This window comes from Achromobacter deleyi, assembly GCF_013116765.2.
Lineage (GTDB): Bacteria > Pseudomonadota > Gammaproteobacteria > Burkholderiales > Burkholderiaceae_B > Achromobacter > Achromobacter deleyi_A.
Genome location: NZ_CP074375.1, coordinates 2,705,558 through 2,722,814 on the forward strand (window position 1 = coordinate 2,705,558; position 17,257 = coordinate 2,722,814).

Annotated in this window: 14 protein-coding genes; 6 read left to right on the forward strand and 8 right to left on the reverse strand. The window is 66.0% G+C overall.

The genetic code is table 11. From position 1 onward, the window contains the following. The first annotated feature begins 1 nt into the window (after position 1). A complete protein-coding gene (locus tag HLG70_RS12150; protein ID WP_171664639.1) occupies positions 2–892 on the forward strand; it encodes a DMT family transporter in 891 nt (296 codons plus the stop codon). A 30-nt stretch (positions 893–922) separates the two neighbouring features. Here HLG70_RS12150 and HLG70_RS12155 read toward each other — a convergent pair whose 3' ends face one another. From HLG70_RS12155 to HLG70_RS12185, 7 genes are all read right to left on the reverse strand, one after another. Next, complete coding sequence (locus HLG70_RS12155; protein WP_171664640.1) at positions 923–3,139, reverse strand: TonB-dependent receptor; 2,217 nt, start codon at positions 3,137–3,139, stop codon at positions 923–925. Between the two features lie 100 nt (positions 3,140–3,239). Next, positions 3,240–4,253 (reverse strand): siderophore ABC transporter substrate-binding protein, encoded by a 1,014-nt coding sequence (locus HLG70_RS12160; RefSeq protein ID WP_171664641.1) that lies wholly within the window; start codon positions 4,251–4,253, stop codon positions 3,240–3,242. Further along, the gene (locus HLG70_RS12165) at positions 4,250–5,026 is read right to left on the reverse strand and encodes an iron ABC transporter ATP-binding protein (RefSeq protein ID WP_171664642.1); all 777 of its coding nucleotides are present in this window, start codon (positions 5,024–5,026) and stop codon (positions 4,250–4,252) included. Before HLG70_RS12165 ends, HLG70_RS12160 begins: the two co-directional genes overlap by 4 nt. After that, positions 5,023–5,970, reverse strand: coding sequence for an iron chelate uptake ABC transporter family permease subunit (locus HLG70_RS12170; protein WP_213697198.1), 948 nt, complete (start codon positions 5,968–5,970; stop codon positions 5,023–5,025). Before HLG70_RS12170 ends, HLG70_RS12165 begins: the two co-directional genes overlap by 4 nt. Further along, positions 5,970–6,911 carry an ABC transporter permease gene (locus HLG70_RS12175; protein ID WP_171664644.1) on the reverse strand — a complete coding sequence of 314 codons (942 nt, stop codon included), beginning with the start codon at positions 6,909–6,911 and terminating at the stop codon, positions 5,970–5,972. The genes HLG70_RS12170 and HLG70_RS12175 overlap by 1 nt, the downstream gene beginning before the upstream one ends. Continuing rightward, the gene (locus tag HLG70_RS12180; protein ID WP_171664645.1) at positions 6,911–8,665 is read right to left on the reverse strand and encodes an ABC transporter ATP-binding protein; all 1,755 of its coding nucleotides are present in this window, start codon (positions 8,663–8,665) and stop codon (positions 6,911–6,913) included. The genes HLG70_RS12175 and HLG70_RS12180 overlap by 1 nt, the downstream gene beginning before the upstream one ends. Beyond that, positions 8,659–10,467: an ABC transporter ATP-binding protein gene (locus HLG70_RS12185; protein ID WP_171664646.1), complete on the reverse strand. Its 1,809-nt coding sequence runs from the start codon at positions 10,465–10,467 to the stop codon at positions 8,659–8,661. The genes HLG70_RS12180 and HLG70_RS12185 overlap by 7 nt, the downstream gene beginning before the upstream one ends. A 139-nt stretch (positions 10,468–10,606) precedes the next feature. Between HLG70_RS12185 and HLG70_RS12190 the strand changes: the two genes are divergently transcribed. After that, a complete protein-coding gene (locus HLG70_RS12190) occupies positions 10,607–11,284 on the forward strand; it encodes a TetR/AcrR family transcriptional regulator (protein WP_234103075.1) in 678 nt (225 codons plus the stop codon). A gap of 50 nt (positions 11,285–11,334) precedes the next feature. Here HLG70_RS12190 and HLG70_RS12195 read toward each other — a convergent pair whose 3' ends face one another. Then, positions 11,335–12,360 (reverse strand): LacI family DNA-binding transcriptional regulator, encoded by a 1,026-nt coding sequence (locus tag HLG70_RS12195; RefSeq protein WP_171664647.1) that lies wholly within the window; start codon positions 12,358–12,360, stop codon positions 11,335–11,337. 133 nt (positions 12,361–12,493) lie between these two features. Here HLG70_RS12195 and HLG70_RS12200 point away from each other — a divergent pair, with 133 nt between their 5' ends. Genes HLG70_RS12200 through HLG70_RS12215 form a run of 4 tightly spaced genes read left to right on the forward strand, consistent with a single transcriptional unit; the run spans position 12,494 to position 17,242 of the window. After that, the gene (locus tag HLG70_RS12200; RefSeq protein WP_171664648.1) at positions 12,494–13,036 is read left to right on the forward strand and encodes a TRAP transporter small permease; all 543 of its coding nucleotides are present in this window, start codon (positions 12,494–12,496) and stop codon (positions 13,034–13,036) included. A gap of 38 nt (positions 13,037–13,074) precedes the next feature. Continuing rightward, positions 13,075–14,355, forward strand: a complete 1,281-nt coding sequence (locus HLG70_RS12205) for a TRAP transporter large permease (RefSeq protein WP_171664649.1) — start codon at positions 13,075–13,077, stop codon at positions 14,353–14,355. A gap of 31 nt (positions 14,356–14,386) precedes the next feature. After that, positions 14,387–15,403, forward strand: a complete 1,017-nt coding sequence (locus tag HLG70_RS12210) for a TRAP transporter substrate-binding protein (protein WP_171664650.1) — start codon at positions 14,387–14,389, stop codon at positions 15,401–15,403. Between the two features lie 57 nt (positions 15,404–15,460). Next, positions 15,461–17,242 carry an IlvD/Edd family dehydratase gene (locus HLG70_RS12215; protein ID WP_171664651.1) on the forward strand — a complete coding sequence of 594 codons (1,782 nt, stop codon included), beginning with the start codon at positions 15,461–15,463 and terminating at the stop codon, positions 17,240–17,242. Positions 17,243–17,257: the final 15 nt, after the last annotated feature.

Below are 17,257 nucleotides of genomic sequence, written 5' to 3' on the forward strand. Positions count from 1 at the left end.
CATGAGCGCCGTACCCGCCTCGCTGCCCGCCCAGTCCGCCACCCGCCAGGCGGGCATCCTGCTGTTTTTCGCGGCGCTGGTGGCCTTCGCCACCTTCGACGCGGGGGCCAAGCAGATGCTGGAACGCTACCCCGCGCCCTTCCTGAACGTGATGCGCTATCTGGCGGTGGTAACGCTGGCGGTGGCGATGCTGCTGCGCCAGGGCCGCGGCCTGCGCTTGCGGGACGCGCCGGAAAAGCCCTTGCTGGTGCTGCGCGGCGTCATGCTGGCCACGGTAGCCACCTGCTTCATGACGGCGCTGATCTGGATGCCCTTGTCCGAAGCGACGGCCATCTACTTCACGGCCCCCTTGATCATGGTGGCGCTGTCTCCGTGGATGCTGGGCGAACGCGTGCGCCCGGCCCAATGGGGAGCCGTCGCGGCCGGCTTTGCCGGCATGCTTCTGATCGTGCGGCCCGGCTCCGACCTGCCCGCGCTGGGTACGCTGCTGATGGCGATATCCGCTGTCAGCTACGCCATCTTCCAGGTGCTGACCCGCAAACTGTCCGGCAAGGTTCCCGGCCCGGTCCAATACGCATACACGGCCTTCATCTGCCTGATCGTCACCGCGCTGCCGGCCCCGTTCTTCCTGCCGGATCCGTGGCCCGGCCTGGCCGACACCGTCATCATCATCAGCCTGGGCGCTTGCAGCGGCCTGGCGCAGATCCTGCTGATCGCGGCCTTCCAGCGCGTGTCCGCCGCTACCCTGGCGCCGTTGAACTACTTCCAGTTGCTGCTGGCCGTGGGCTTCAGCACCTTCTGGTTCCAGCGCCCGCCCGACGCGCTGGCGCTGGCGGGCATGGGACTGATCATGGCGGCCGGCGTGTTCCTGGCGTTGCGCCGCGCGCAGTGACGCCAGGAGCCCACGACCCGCCTGCGCAGTTCAGAAGTCCATCGAAGCCGAGAGCATGAAGGTGCGCGGCGCGCCCAGCGCCAGGCTCGACAGCTGAGGCATTCCCCAATAGGCCTTGTTGGTCAGATTGGTGATGCTGGCACGCAGCATGACCGGACGGTCGGCGACCTTGGTCGCGTAGCGCGCGCCCACGTCGTACGTCGTGCGCCCCGCCACCGACAAGGAGTTATCGGCGCTGATGTATTGCTTGGACACGGACGTCGCATTGGCCGTCAACGTCAAGCCCTGCACCACCGGCACGTCCCATTCCACGCCCAGCTTGCCCTGGAGCCGGGGAATGCCGGTAGCCTGCTTGCCCTCGTTGGCGGCGATCGCGGATTTAGTCACCTTGGGGTCGATGTACGCGACGCCGCCCATGAGGCGCAGGCCTCGCATCGGCTCGCCGAAGAAACCCCATTCCACGCCCTGATTGCGCTGCTCACCGCCGAAGGAGAACACATTGGTGACGGGATCCGTATAGCTGCTGGGCCGGTTTATCTCGAACAGCGCGAGCGTATGGGTGAACTCGCCCAGATCGACCTTGAGGCCGACTTCCTTTTGCTTGGTCTTGAAAGGCGGAAACAGCTCCCCCGCATTGGCGGCGGTGGCCGGCGCCGTCTGCCCCTTGCTCAGGCCCTCGATATAGTTGGCGTACACGGAGATGTTGTCCGTCGCCTTGATCAGCAACGCGGCGGCGGGCGTCGTGGCGCTTGCGTCATAGCGGCTGGTCAGCGCCCCGGTCGCGACACTGAAGTTGTCGGTGCGGACTTCCTGCCGGCGCGCGCCCAGCGTCAGTTGCACCCGGTCTTCGGCGAAGGACAAGGTGTCCGCCAGGCCGTAGCTGACCAGGCGCGTCTCGCTGTGGAGGATCGCAGGCCAGACGCCGGCGGGGGCAGGCCCCCAGACCGGGTTGTAGATGTTGGTGACCCAATCCGCCCCTGGCACCGACCTGCGGCCGTAGTCCCGCTGGTCGTCCGAGTAGTACGTGGCATTCAGCACCCACTGGTGCTTGATCGCGCCGGTCTGCAACCTGCCCCTCAGCCCGGCTTCGCCCGATGTCTTTTTCAAATTCGTGTTCAGCTGGCCCATCGAGGTGCGGAAGTCGCCTGCGGCGTTGAACACCTGCGCCAACATGGCGCCGCTGTAGGTGTACTCCGTTCTGCTGGCGCCGATCGCCGCATAGGCCATCAGCTTGTCGCTGACATCGAACTCACCGCGGATCATGGCTCCCCTGTCCTGGTTTTTCACATAGGCCCAGTCCGGGTTCAGCAGGGTTTCGGGCTTGGGCGGCGTGGGCACGGCAATGCCAGGCGCCAGATTGATGCCTCGCGTCACGCCGTCTATACGTTCATCGCTGTCATAGAGGTCGGCGGAGATGCGCACGCGCTCGCCGCGCCAGTCCAGACCCAGCGCGGCCAATTGCGCCCTTTTCTTCTGGTGGTCGACCGGGCCGTCGCCATCCCGGTACACGCCATTGAACCGCAAGCCGAACTGCTGGTTCTCCCCGAAGCGCCGGCCCAGATCGATATGTCCGCCGAACTGCGAGTCCGACATGTAGGTCGTGGTCAGGCGCGTCAGCGGCTCAGTGCCTGCGCGTTTGGGCACCAGGTTGACGGTTCCACCGACCGAGCCGCCGGGCGGCATGCCGTTCAGCAGCGCGGACGGGCCTTTGAGGACCTCGATCCGCTCGAACATTTCGGGCATGGTCCGGTAGTACGGCGCCATGCCGAACAGCCCGCCAAACGAGATATCGGTGGTGCTGGAGTTGAAGCCGCGAATCGAGTAGTTCTCGCTCCAGGCGCCCGTCACGCCATTGCTGAATACCGAGGGATCGGTCCTGGCGATCACGTCGGTGATGTCCCTGGCTTGCAGGTCCTCGATGTACTTGTCCGTGTAGCTGATGACGGAGAACGGCGTATCCATGGAATCCTTCTCGCCGAGAAAGCCCGCTCGACCGCCATACGTGACCTGCCCGCCGGCGTAGGGGGTGGCCGGCGCTTCGGCCTGGCCCGTTACGGTCACCGTCGGAAGGGTCTTTACCCCCGCCTCGGCAGCCTCCTGCGCCCAAGCCGCCGGAGCGGCGGCCACGGCGCCTAGCGTCAGGCCGACCAAGGCCGCGGCGAGATGGTTGAGGGAAAAGACGGGATCTGCCTGCCGCGCTTGCAGCGAAGGACGTGCGACGCGGCCGCTATGGCGACGTTTGCTCATGGAATGCTCCGTTCGGTTGAGCTTTGGATCGCCTGGAAAAACAGGCGACTGGGAATCATTTACGTTTGAATCGGCAAGGACGCGCGGGGCGTCGAATGCATCAGTTCCGATAGGGCTGGATCACGTCATCGATCATCAGCTTCAGCGAGTTCACGCTGGCTGCCGTGACATACCAGGCCTCGGCGTCGGCAAAGACCACGCGGCCGTTGCGCCAGGCGGACGTCTGCCGCAGCAGCGGATTACTCAGCGTCTCGGCATTCAGGATCGGCCGGCGCTCCATCACGGCGGTGCGATCGACCACATAGAGGATGTCGGGGTTGGCCTGCTGGATGAATTCACTGGATATCGGCTGGCCGTGCAGGCCGGCCTCGGCTGACGGGCTGGCCGGCTTCACGCCCAGGGCCTTGAAGATGAAGCCATAGCGGGACTGCACGCCAAAGGAGCTGAAGGCGCCGTTGTTGTGCAGCACGATGAGCGCCGTCTCGGGACGCCCCTGGATGAGGCTTCTTGCCTCCTGGACCTTGCCGTCCAGTTCGGCCGCCTTCTGGCCAGCGAGGCCTTCCTTCTGGAAGATCCGCCCCAGCGTCATGAGGTGATCCTTGATGATCTCGATGTGATCAGCCTGGCTGTCGCGATAATCCACGTCGAAATGGATCGTCGGCGCGATCTCGCTCAGCTCCTTGTAGTGGTTCGCCTGCAGCGACGTAATCAGGATCAGGTCAGGCCTGGCCGCATGCACCCGCTCCAGGTTCGGCTGGACGATCGCGCCCATGTCCTGCACCTTCTCGTCGTTCTTGTATCTGGAAAGAAAGTGCGGCACGAAGTCCTTCGGCACGCCCACGACCGGAACGCCTAGTTCGTCCAGGAAATCGACTTCGTTCATATCGAGTGCGACGACGCGTTGCGGCAGCTGCTCGATGACGGTCGTGCCCAGCTTGTGCCGGACCGTGATGCTTGGGTAGGCTTGCTGCGCCGACGTGCTGGCGGCGGCCGGCGGCGCCATTGCTTTCGGCGATCCCGCCGCCTCCTGGCCGCAACCCTGGAGCGCGGCCATTGCGGCCAGCGACAAGGCCACTGCCCCGGCCAATGCCCAAGGCCTGTGCGTGAGGATCATTTCAGTTCTCCTGGCGGATTGAAGTAGTTGCACAGGCGTCCGCGTTCACCATGTGTAATCTCGAAATCCAGTCCATACAGCTCCCGCATCCGCGCTTCGGTCACGACCTCGGACACCGCGCCCGCGCAACGCACGGCGCCGCCCTTCATCGCCACGATGTGATCGGAGTAGCTGGCCGCGAAGTTGATGTCGTGCACCACCAGGATCACGGTGCGGCGCTGTTCATCGCACAGGCGCCGCAGCGCGCGCATGATCTGGACGGCATGCTTGATGTCGAGGTTGTTCAGCGGCTCGTCGAGCAGCAGGCAGTCCGTCTGCTGGGCAATGGTCATGGCCAGAAACGCCATCTGGCGTTGCCCGCCGCTCAATTCGTCGAGATAGGCGCGGCGCAGGGGTTCCAGCGAAAGAAACGCAATGGCCTCGTCGATCGCCCGCAGGTCGTCCGGCGTCAACGCGCCGCGGCTGTACGGAAACCGCCCGAAGGCAACCAGCTCTTCCACGGTCAGGCGCAAATTGAAGTCGGGCGATTGGCGCAAGGTGGCCACGCGCCTGGCGTAGTCGGCGATGCGCAAGTCGGCAACCCTGCCGCCGTCGATCAGGATGTCGCCTTGGGTCGGATCCAGCAGCCGGGCGATCATCATCAGAAGCGTGGTCTTGCCCGCGCCGTTCGGACCGATGAGCGAGGTCAGCGCTCCAGCGGGAAACTGCACGCTCACATCGCGCAGAACGGTCTTCGGACCATAGCTTTTCGAGAGACTTCTGACTGTGATCATGCCGTGCCCCGCGTGCGCGCCATCAGCGCGAGAAACCAGCCGCCGCACGCCAGGTTGACCAGGATTCCGACGGTGGTCTTGTAGTTGAAGGCGTGTTCGACCGCGAACTGAGCCAGGATGAAGATGCCGATGGCGATTGCGCAGCCCGTGGGCAACGTGACCCGATGCCTGCGCGTGCGCGCCAGCGCATAGGTAATGTTGGCGACGAAGATGCCCATGAAGGCCGTGGGTCCGAGCAGGCTGGTCGAGACGGCGACCAGGACCGCGATCAACGCGAGGTGCAGCCGGACGGCGCGGTGATAGTCCACGCCCAGGGAGGTGGCCTGGTCTCGCCCCAGGGAGAGCACATCCAGCGTCGGCAGGTTCCTGAGTCCTGCAAGGCAGACCACCGCGACGACGACGGCCGAAACCAGCAACTGGCCCGGCTCCGCCTTGCTGAAGGACGCCTGGCTGAATCCGAGCAGAATCGAGAACTCGCCCGGACTTGTTTTCAGCTGCACGAACTGCGTGAACGTGCCGATCACCATCGTCAGCACCAGCCCCACCAGCAGCAGGAAGTACACGTTCTGCCTGCCGTTGCGGAACAGCCAGCGATGGATGAGCCACGAATAGGCCAGCATCAGCAGGACAGACAGGAAAAAGTTGCCGTTCGCGCCAAGCGCCACCAGGCTCTGCGTTCCCAGGATCAGGATCATCAGGGATTGCAGCAACAGGTAGACCGCCTCATACCCCATGATGGCCGGCGTCAGGATGCGGTTGCCGGTGATGGTCTGGAACACGATCGACGACCACGCTATGCAGACTCCGCCGATGACCATGGCCCCCAGCCGGGCGAGCCGCTTGGGAATGACGTAATCGAAGTCCAGGCCCGAGCGGAAGAACAGGAAAGCCAATGCCATGGCCAGGACCACCAGCCAGACCATTTTTCGGGAAGCAACTAGCATCATCTGTGCTTCCAGAAGACAAGCGCGAGGAACAGGACACCGCCCATGCCGCCCGCGGTCAGGGCGATGGGCACCTCGAACGGATGGATCAGCACACGGCCCAGGATGTCGCAGAACAGCAGCAGCGACGCCCCGCCCAACGCCACGACCGGCAGGGTACGGCGCAGGTTGTCTCCGTAATGCAGCGCGACCAGATTGGGGATGACCAGGCCGACGAAAGGAATCGCCCCGACGGTGATGACCGTGACGGACACGGTGACGGCCACCAGCATCAGCCCCAGCGTGACGGTAGCCGTGTAGTTCAGCCCCAGGCTCGACGCCATGCCTTCGCCCATGCCGGTCACGGTAAAGCGGTGCGCGTACAGGTAGGTCAGCACGACGACAGGCAGGATCAGGTAGATGATTTCGTAGTTGCCTTGCACGATCCTGGAGAAGTCACCCAGCAACCAGCCCTGCATGCTTTGCATGATGTTGTTGCGATAGGCATGGAATTCCGCCAGGGCGCTCAGCACGCCGCCGAACATCAGGCCGATCACCGGGACAAGAATCGCATTCTTGAACTTCACACGACGGACGATCGCCACGAAGACCAGACTGGCCGCCAGGCAAAAGGCGAATGCGAACAACATCCGCATGGCCGCTCCGGCGGCAGGCGCCAGCGACATCGCAACCAGGATGCCGAGCTTGGCCGCGTCCAGGCCGCCAGAGGTGGCGGGCTCGACGAACTTGTTGCGGACGATGTGCTGCAGGATCACGCCGCAGACCGACAATCCTATGCCCGTCAGCACCAGCGCCGCCAGGCGCGGCAGCCGGCTTGCGGTCAGCGTCAGCCAGGCGTCGCCCGACGCCGAGAACAGCTGCGACCATGCCATCTGCCGCGCGCCGACCAGTAGCGACACGCCGCAGAGCACGACGAACAGCACGGAAAGACCTGCACGCATCAGGAACGCGCCCCGGCGATACGCCAGCCCTTGGCGGCGTGGCGCTGGCTCAGAAACTGCGCATACCGCCCCTGGCTTTCGCGCAGCGCCGCCGGCGCGCCCTGCTCGAGTATCCGGCCGCCCTCCACCACCGCAATCCGGTCCGCCATCGCCACCGTGGAAAGCTGATGCGCGATCACCACCAGCGTGCGCTGGCCGCGCAGCCGTGCCAGCGTCTCGGCGATGACGGCCTGATTCCCGCCGTCCAGGGCCGCGGTGGCCTCGTCCACCAGCAGGATGGGCGCATCGCTGAGCAGCGCCCGGGCGATGGCGACGCGCTGGCGCTCGCCGCCGGACAGGCGCGCGCCCCCCTCGCCGACAGGCGTTTCCATTCCTTGCGGCAGGCGCGCGATGATCTCGGTCACGCCGGCCTGCCGCGCGGCTTGCAGGAGCTCGGCATCGCTGGCACCGGGTTTGCCGGCGCGGATGTTGTCGGCGATGGTGCCCGTGAACAGATAGTTGTCCTGGAAGATCTGGCTGATCTGGCCGGCCAGCCGCGAACTGGAGAGTTGCCGCACGTCCACGCCGCCGACGAGCACACTGCCTTCATTCACGTCGAAGAAGCGCGCGATCAGCCGCGCCAGGGTGGTCTTGCCGGAGCCGGATTCACCGATCAGGGCGATCATGCTGCCCGGCTCGATGCGCAGATTCATGCCCTGCAGCACGTATGGCTCATCCTCTGCATAGCGGAAATGCACATTGCGCAGTTCGACCGATGCATCGCGCGGCGCCTGCGGCGCGTCAGGCTCCGGCAGCGGTTCGACGGCGAACAGTTCTTCTATGGCATCGAGTTGGGCGCGCGCGCCGCGCAGGACCTCGCCGTAGCCGGCCACCTCCAGCAGCGCATCGATGTAGCGGCCCGCCAGCAACATCGAGACGATGGCGGCCACGAGTTCCCCGGCCCCTGCGTTGCTGCCCAGCAGTTCGTTGACCCACAAGGCCGCCGCGATCAGCAACGCGGCGAAGGCGGCCTGCACGGCCCAGACGTTGAGGACGGCGGCCCCCGCCGACAGCCAGATCAGCCGCGCGCCCGACAGGCGCTGCTGCTCGGCAGCCTGCTCAAGGAGACGCATGCCCCCACCCTCTCCGCTGAAGGCGCGTAGCACGGACTGGGCCTGGGCGAACTCCACCACGCGTTGGCTCGCGTCGGCAAAACGCCGGTGGTAGGCATTATCGGCACGCCGCGCAAGTCCCGCCGAGAGGGCGAGGACGCCCGCCAGCAGCGGCAGCGCCGCCAATGCGATCATGCCCAGGAGCCAGTGCTGCGCAAACAGGCAAACGACAAGCACCACTGGCGTCGCCACGCCAGCGATGACCGGCGTAAAGACGTGAGCGGGAAGCTGGGCCACGGACATGATGCCCTGCGTGACGACGTGCCCGAGGCGGGCCGTGTTGCGCGGCGTGAACCAGCCGACGGGCAGGCGCGCCACATGGTCGCCAAGCTGGTGGCGGCCGCGTTGCAGGATGGCGACGCCCACCCGCACGCCAGCCCGCTCCACCTGGCCCCGCAAGACCCAGCAGATCCCGACCCCGGCCAGAAGCGCCAGCAGCCACGGAGCGGTCCGCCTGGCGTCCCCTCCCAGCAGATGGGTGAGTATCGGCGCCACGGAAGCAATCGCCAGCCCGCAGACCACGCCATAGGCGACCGCCAACCAGGCGTAACGGCGCAGGACGGGCACGTCCTTGCCCAGCAACCGCAGGAAGGTCTTCAGCATGACGGCTCCTCTTGGACCACGGCCATTGCGTAGCCGCCCAGCGCCCACAACCGCGCATAGCTACCGCCCCGCGCCAGCAACTGTTCATGCCCGCCCTGTTCGGTAATCGCGCCGTCCTCGAGGACGAGGATGCGGTCGGCGTGCATCACCGTGTCCAGCCGGTGCGCGATCACCATCAACGTGCGTCCCCTGGCGAAGCGCGACAGCGCGCTCTGGATTTCCGCCTCGTTGCCGGCATCCGCCGCCGCCGTGGCTTCGTCGAGCACGAGCACGGGCGGATCGAGCAGCACGGCACGCGCGATGCTCACGCGCTGGCGCTCGCCGCCTGAAAGTTGCGCGTCCTCGCCGATCACCGAGTCGTAGCCGCGCGGCAGGGCCAGGATGCGCTCATGGATATTGGCGGCGCGCGCGGCGGCCTCGATGTCCTGCTGGCTGGCGCCGGGCCGGCCCAGCGCGATGTTGTCGCGCACGCTGGCATGGATCAGGCGCACCTCTTGTAATACGAAGCCCACGCGCCGGTAGAGCTGCGAACTCTCGATCTGCCGCAGGTCGGCGCCGCCGAGCGTGATGCGCCCTTCGTCCGGGTCGAAGAATCTCAGCAGCAGCCGCGCCAGCGTGGACTTTCCCGCGCCGGACGGGCCGACGATGGCCGTGACCGTCCCGGGTTCCAGCGTGAAGCTGATGTTCGACAGGGCCTGGCGCTCTTCGCCATAGGAGTAGCCCACGTTCTCGAACCGGACTTCATTTCCCTCGGGGGTTTGTGCGCCGCCCGGCGCGGGCGGTTCCAGCACAGGGGTTTCCAGAAGCGCCAGCACGCGCTGCGCGGCGCCCGTGGCCCCGCCCAGGTCGTGCAGCAGCGTATGCAGCAACAGCATCGGAGCACAAATGCCCGGCGCCACCAGGGCGAATGGCAGCACCTCCACCGGAGCCATCCAGCCCATGCCCACGAACAAGGCGCCGAAACCCAGCACTACGCCCAGCACCGTGACCGGGGCGATCATTGCGTGGGCATGAGCCATCGCCGCGACCAGCGGACGAGTGAAGTTGACAAAGGCCTCGGCAAAGCCGTCGACGGCCTCGCGGTAGCCGCGATGCGCCTTGCCGGCATCGCCGAACGCCTTGACCACGGGAATCCCGGCCACGAACTCGACGGTTGCCCCGTTGAGGCGCCCTAGCCGGGCGACGAATTCCTGCATGTTCGCCCCGCCTGCCTTCATGGCACGGCGCAGGAAAAAGAAGAAACCGGGAAATGGCAGCAGCGCCACGATGGCCAGGCGCCAGTCCTGCGCGAACAGATAGATGACCGAAACCACGATTGCGCCCGCTGCGCGTCCCACCGCCGTATAGAAGTGCGCCGTCAGGCTGTGCAGGGTCGCAATGTCGTCCTGCAGCGCCTGCTTGACCTCGCCCGACGCCCTGCTGGTGAACCAGCCCAGCGGCACCCGGGCCAGACGCTGCGCACCGGCCAGGCGCAGCCGGTGAGTGATGCGATTGTCGGCCAGATGGGCGGTCAATTCGCCGGCGGACGCCAGCGCCATGCCGGCGAACATGCAGCTCACGCCGATGATCACGGTCCACCAGATTTCGGGCCAGGCAGCCGCCGAGGCAGCACCCTCGAGGCCGGGGCCCGCGAGGACGATCCGCGCAATGTGCGCAATCGCTGCCAGGGGCGCCAGCGTGAGCATGGCGCCCGCCGCGGCGAGCACGGCGGCGGCGATGAGTTGGCCGCGTATGGGGGTCAACACCAGGTTGAGCGGGCCGGGTTTCCCGGGTTTGGCCGGCGCGGCTCCAGAAGTGCTCATGAACGAAGTACCGAGATGTGGGTGATAATTATTTGCATCACTATAAACTAAATCTCGAATTAGTTGCATACATATAAACTAAATAATTGCGGCGCGGGTTAAAGTGCCGGGTAGCCGACGCCACAAACAGGGAACAGACATGCAGCCGCCAGAGCGCCGCACCACGCGGGGACGCCCTCCTACCATCACCCGCGAGAGAATTGCCGATGCCGGCATCGCGATGGGTTTGCCCCACATCACCTTCATCGGCGTTGCGGCGGCACTGGGCGTCAGCCATATGGCGCTCTACAAGCACGTGCCGAGTCTTGAGGAACTCAAGCGCCTGATCGCCGAGGAAATCTTCCGTCGCTGGCAGATTCCGCAAGCCTGTAGCACCGACCGCGGCGAGCTGAAGGAATACCTGACCCTGTTCGCCGCATCCGTGCGTGAATTCGTCAGGGCACACCCCGGCGTGACCCCTTACGTGATCCGCAGGCTGGCGGCGACGCCGTCCATGCTCGCGAAGATCGACGGGCACCAGCGCCATATCGCCGATGCCTACGGCATTTCAAAGGAGCAGTCGCGGATACTGCTGGCAACCGTGGCCTTCCACGGTCTTGCGGTGGCCGACACGGTGTATTCGGTGGCCGGGCAGGAGCCGGCTGTCGACGCGGCGCGCGCGGCGGAAGAATCCGAGATGGAAGTGGAGCTGGATCAAGGCATGCAAGCGCTGATCATCGGCCTGCTGGCCATGCTGGAAGAAGACGCGCGGCGGCCAGATATGCCCCACGCGGGCAAGAAGATCCCGACAGCCGCCAAGAAGCCGCGCGCCGCTTGAAGGCTGCCCGCGCGGCCTTCAACCCGCCGCCGCCGCCCCGCGCGGACCGCTCAGCTGGTTTCGCGCTGGACCAGCGTGAAGCCCAGGTCCACATGCCGTTCGGCGACGGCTTCACCCGCCAGATGCCGCATGAGCAGTTGCGCCGCGGACAGGCCGATCTGGTAGCGCGGCGTGGCAATGGTCGACAATGGCGGCGTGGTCCAGGCCGTGCCGGCCAGGTCGTGAAAACCGATGATGCCCATCTGCTCGGGCACCCGCAGCCCCGCGCGGCCGCACTGGAAGACGGCGCCCTGGGCCAGGTCGTCGTTGCAGAAGAATACGGCGTCGCAATCGGGGTGGCGCGCGTGCAGGTCCTCCATCAATGAAGCCCCCAGACTGATCGACGATTTCTCGGGCGTCATGATCTCCAGCGCCTGGTCATACAGGCCGGCGTCGCGCAGCGCCTGCCGGCAGCCTTCGCAACGGCGCAGCGACCGCGGATCCAGCTGGGCCCCCACGATGCCGATGCGGCGGTAGCCGCGCTCCACCAGATGGCGCCCGGCGGCATAGCCGGAATCGAACTGCGAAAACCCGACGCTCATGTCCTCGCTTCCCGCCAGCGTCTCTATCGTGTGGACGGTGGGAATCGCCTGCGCGCGCAGCAGATCCCAAACGCCCGGATTGTGATCGACGCCGGTCAGGACCAGTCCATCGGGCGAATGCTGCAAGTACTTGCGCAACAGCGCCTCTTCCTCGTCCGGCGAATAGCCAGTGACCCCGATCAGCATGTGATAGCCGTTGCTGTCCAGCACCTCCTTGATGCCCGTGATGATGTCCACGAACACCACGTTGCTCAGCGAAGGAATCAGCACCACGATGGTCTGCGAGCGCGCCGAGGCCAGCGCGCTGGCGGCGTGGTTGGGCACGTAGCCCAGTTCCTGGCACACCCGCGCGATGCGCTGGCGCAGCTCCTGCCCCACCTTGTCCGGCGTGCGCAGGGCGCGCGATACCGTGATCGCGCTCACGCCCACGCGGCGCGCGACTTCCTGCATGGTGACGCGCCCGGCGCGCGAGCTTCTAGGTTTACGGACGGACATTGGCCCTCGCGATCGAGTGGGAAGCGCGTAGTCTGACGCAAAAAACAGGGGGTTGCCAAAGCCAAAATGTTAGCGCTAACATCATTCGCAGCATAATCCTAAAAGAATTCCGGGAAACGGACAGGAGACAAACATGCAAGCTTCCCCATCGGGGCGGCCTGGCCATACGCCGCTGGCCCGCGCCGCCGACTGGTGCTTTGCGCTGCAGACCTGGCTGATGGTCGCCTGTCTGGTCGCCATGGTCGTGCTGCTGTTCGGCAACGTGGCGCTGCGCTACCTGTTCAACTCCGGCATCAACGCCTCGGATGAAGTATCCCGGCTGGCCTTTGTCTGGATGATCTTCCTGGGCTCGGTGATCGCGCTGCGCGAACACCAGCACATCGGCGTGACCATGATGGTGGAGCGCTTCGGCCCCGCCGCCCACCGGGTCTCGCACGTCGTCTGCCAGCTGCTGGTCCTGTGGGTGCTGTGGCTGATGGCCGAGGGCAGCTGGGTCCAGACCGTCATCGGCCTGGACACCGTGCTGCCCGTCACCGGCATGTCACTGGCGGTGTTCAACGCGGCCGGCCTCTACGCCGCGGTCGCCATGGGCATCCTGACAGTCATCGATCTGGTCCGCGTTCTTGCGGGCGGCCCGTTGCCGGCGGAATCCAGCCCCGAAGACCCCTTGGCCTGACCCGCCCCCTTCCTCCCTCATCCGCCCGGACACCCGCGATGATCCTGACTGTCTTCCTGCTCGTGCTGCTGGGGCTGATCGCCCTGGGGATGCCGATCGCCTTCGCGCTGCTCATCAGCGCGATCGTCATGATGTTCCAGCTGGACTTCTACGACACCCAGCTCCTGGCGCAAAACATGCTGTCGGGCGCCAACAGCTTTACGCTGATGGCGGTGCCCTTGTTCATGCTGGCCGGAGAACTGATGAACGCCGGCGGGATTTCGCGCCGCATCGTCCATCTGGCCAATACCTTCGTGGGCCACATCCAGGGCGGCCTGGGCTATGTGGCCATCTTCGCCAGCCTGCTGCTGGCCTCCCTGTCGGGCTCCGCCGTCGCCGATGCCGCCGCGCTGGGTTCGCTGCTGATTCCCATGCTGCGCGAAAAGGGTTACGAGGCCGGCCAGGCATCGGGGCTGATCGCGGCGGGCGGCATCATCGCCCCCATCATCCCGCCGTCCATCGCGTTCATCATCTTCGGTGTCGCCACCAACGTGTCGATCACCAAGCTGTTCTTCGCGGGCATCGCGCCGGGCCTGATGATGGGCCTGACGCTGGTGGCCGTGTGGGCCTGGGTGGCGCGCAAGCACGGCAGCATCAAGCCATCGCCGCGCGAACCCTGGCGCAACCGCCTGAAGGCCCTGCGCGGCTCGCTGTGGGCGCTGATGCTGCCCGTCATCATCATCGGCGGCCTGCGCGGCGGCATCTTCACCCCCACGGAGGCCGCCGTCGTCGCGGCCGTCTACGCGCTGCTGGTCAGCCTGTTCGTGTACCGCGAGATCGGCCTGCGTGACCTGGCGCCGCTCTTCATCAACGCCGCCCGCACCACCGCCGTCGTCATGTTCCTGGTGGCGGCCGCCATGGTCTCGTCCTACATGATCACGCTGGCCGACATGCCGCAGGACCTGATCGCCCTGCTGGAACCCGTGATGGACCAGCCCAAGATGCTGATGTTCGCGCTGCTCATCCTGCTGACGCTGGTCGGCACGGTCATGGATCTGACGCCCACCATCCTGATCCTGGGGCCGGTGCTCATGCCGGTCGTCACCAAGGCCGGCATCGACCCGGTCTACTTCGGCGTCATGTTCGTCATGGTCGGCAGCGTCGGCCTGCTGACGCCTCCCGTGGGCACGGTGCTCAACGTGGTCTGCGGCGTGGCCCGCATCAATATGGAAACCATCTGCAGAGGGGTGTGGCGCTATGTCGTCGCCTACACGCTGCTGCTGGTCCTGCTGGTGATCTTCCCCGAGCTGATCACCGTACCCGCACGCTGGATGCACTAGCGGCATTGGAAAACCCCCAAGGAGGAACACCATGATCAAGCACCTCAAGACCCGCATTCTTGTCCTGGCGACGGTACTGTCCTGCACCGTCGCCGGCGTGGCCGCGGCCGCGGACGTCAAACCGCGCCTGATCCGGTTCGGCTACGGCCTGAACGAAGAAAGCGTACAGGGGCGCGCCGCGCGCTTCCTGGCGCAGGAACTGGAGAAAGTCAGCGGCGGCAAACTCAAGATGAGGACCTTCGGATCGGCCAACCTGGGATCCGACGAACAGATGCAGAGCGCGCTTGTGGGCGGCGCGCAGGAGATGATGGTGGGCTCCACCGCGCCGCTGGCCGGCATGGTCAAGGAATTCGGCGTATTCGACCTGCCCTTTCTCTTCAACAGCGAAAAAGAGGCAGACGCCGTCCTGGACGGCCCGCTCGGCCAGGACCTGCTGAAAAAACTGGAGGCCAAGGGGCTGGTCGGCCTGGTCTATTGGGAAAACGGCTTTCGCAACATGACCAACTCCAAGCGCCCGATCACGCGCGCCGAAGATCTTCAGGGCATCAAGCTGCGCGTCATGCAGAACCAGATCGCGCTGGGCGTCTTCAACACCCTGGGCGCCAATGCCGTGCCGATGCCGTTCTCCGAGCTCTTCACGGCGCTGGAAACCCGCACCGTGGACGGCCAGGAGAACCCCATCACCACGATCCAGAGCAGCAAGTTCTATGAAGTGCAGCCTTACCTGACCATCACGCGCCACGTCTATACGCCGTGGGTGGTGCTGGCGTCCAAGAAGTGGTGGGACACCCTGTCGCCCGACGAACAGAAGCTGATCCGTCAGGCCGCCGCGGCATCGCGCGACTTCGAACGGCAGGACAGCCGCGCCGACTCCACGAAGGCCATGGGCACGCTGGAAAAGAACGGCATGAAGATCAATACCATCACCCCGGAAGAAGTTGCCCGCATGCGGCAGAAGGTCCAGCCCGTCGTCGACAAGTACACGCAGGAGCTCGGTCCTGAACTGGTGAAACAGCTCAACGACGAAATCCAGAAGGCGCGCAACTAGCCCTGGCGGCCCGGACCCGGTCCGGGCCGGCATGCAACCGAAGCAAGCGAGACACCCATGTCCCAGACACCCCGCAAACTGCGCAGCCAGAAATGGTTCGACGACCCCTCGCACGCCGACATGACGGCGATCTACGTCGAGCGCTATCTCAATTACGGCCTGACGCGCCAGGAACTGCAAACGGGGCGGCCGATCATCGGCATCGCCCAGACCGGCAGCGACCTGGCGCCCTGCAATCGCCATCACCTGGCGCTGGCCGAACGCATCAAGGCCGGCATCCGGGACGCGGGCGGCATACCGATGGAATTTCCGGTGCATCCGCTGGCCGAACAGGGTCGCCGGCCCACCGCCGCGCTGGACCGCAACCTTGCCTATCTCGGACTGGTGGAAATCCTGCACGGCTATCCGCTGGACGGCGTGGTGCTGACCACCGGCTGCGACAAGACCACCCCCGCCTGTCTGATGGCCGCGGCCACCGTGGACATTCCGGCCATCGTCCTGTCCGGCGGGCCGATGCTGGACGGCTGGCATGAGGGCCAACGCGTGGGATCGGGCACCGTCATCTGGCACGCGCGCAACCTGATGGCCGCCGGCAAGCTGGACTACGAAGGCTTCATGACCCTGGCCACCGCATCCTCGCCCTCGATCGGCCACTGCAACACCATGGGCACGGCCCTGTCGATGAACTCCCTGGCCGAGGCGCTGGGCATGTCGCTGCCGACCTGCGCCAGCATCCCCGCGCCCTACCGGGAGCGCGGCCAGATGGCTTACGCCACCGGCATGCGCATCTGCGACATGGTGCGCGAAGACCTGCGCCCCTCCCACATCCTGACCCGGCAGGCGTTCGAAAACGCCATCGTGGTCGCCTCGGCGCTGGGCGCATCCACCAATTGCCCCCCCCACCTGATCGCCATCGCCCGCCACGCCGGCATCGACCTGAGCCTGGACGACTGGCAGCGGCTGGGGGAAGACGTGCCCCTGCTGGTCAATTGCGTGCCGGCGGGCGAATACCTGGGCGAAGGCTTTCACCGCGCGGGCGGCGTCCCCGCGGTGCTGCACGAACTGCTGGCCGCCGGCCGGCTGCACCCCGGCTGCCCGACGGTATCCGGCAAGACCATCGGCGAGATTGCCGCCGGATCCAAGACCCACAACGTGGATGTGATCCGCAGCTGCGATGCGCCGCTCAAGCACCGTGCCGGCTTCATCGTACTGTCGGGCAACTTCTTCGACAGCGCCATCATCAAGATGTCGGTCGTGGGCGAAGCATTCCGCCGCGCCTACCTGTCCGAGCCCGGCTCCGAAAATGCCTTCGAAGCGCGCGCGATCGTGTTCGAAGGCCCCGAGGACTATCACGCGCGCATCGAAGACCCCGCCCTCAACATCGACGAGCACTGCATCCTCGTGATCCGGGGCGCCGGCACCGTGGGTTATCCAGGCAGCGCCGAAGTGGTCAACATGGCGCCGCCCTCCCACCTGATCAAGCGCGGCATCGACTCCCTGCCCTGCCTGGGCGACGGCCGCCAGAGCGGTACGTCGGCCAGCCCGTCCATCCTGAACATGTCGCCCGAAGCCGCCGTGGGAGGCGGATTGGCGCTGCTGCGCACGGGCGACAGGATCCGCGTCGACCTGAACCAGCGATCGGTCACCGCGCTGGTGGACGAAACTGAAATGGAGCGGCGCAGGCAGGATCCTCCATACCAGGCGCCGGCCTCGCAGACTCCCTGGCAGGAGCTGTACCGGCAGCTGGTGGGCCAGCTGTCTACCGGCGGCTGCCTCGAACCCGCCACGCTATACCTGAGGGTAGTGGAAACGCGCGGGGATCCGCGGCATTCGCATTGACCGGCGCCTGCGTGG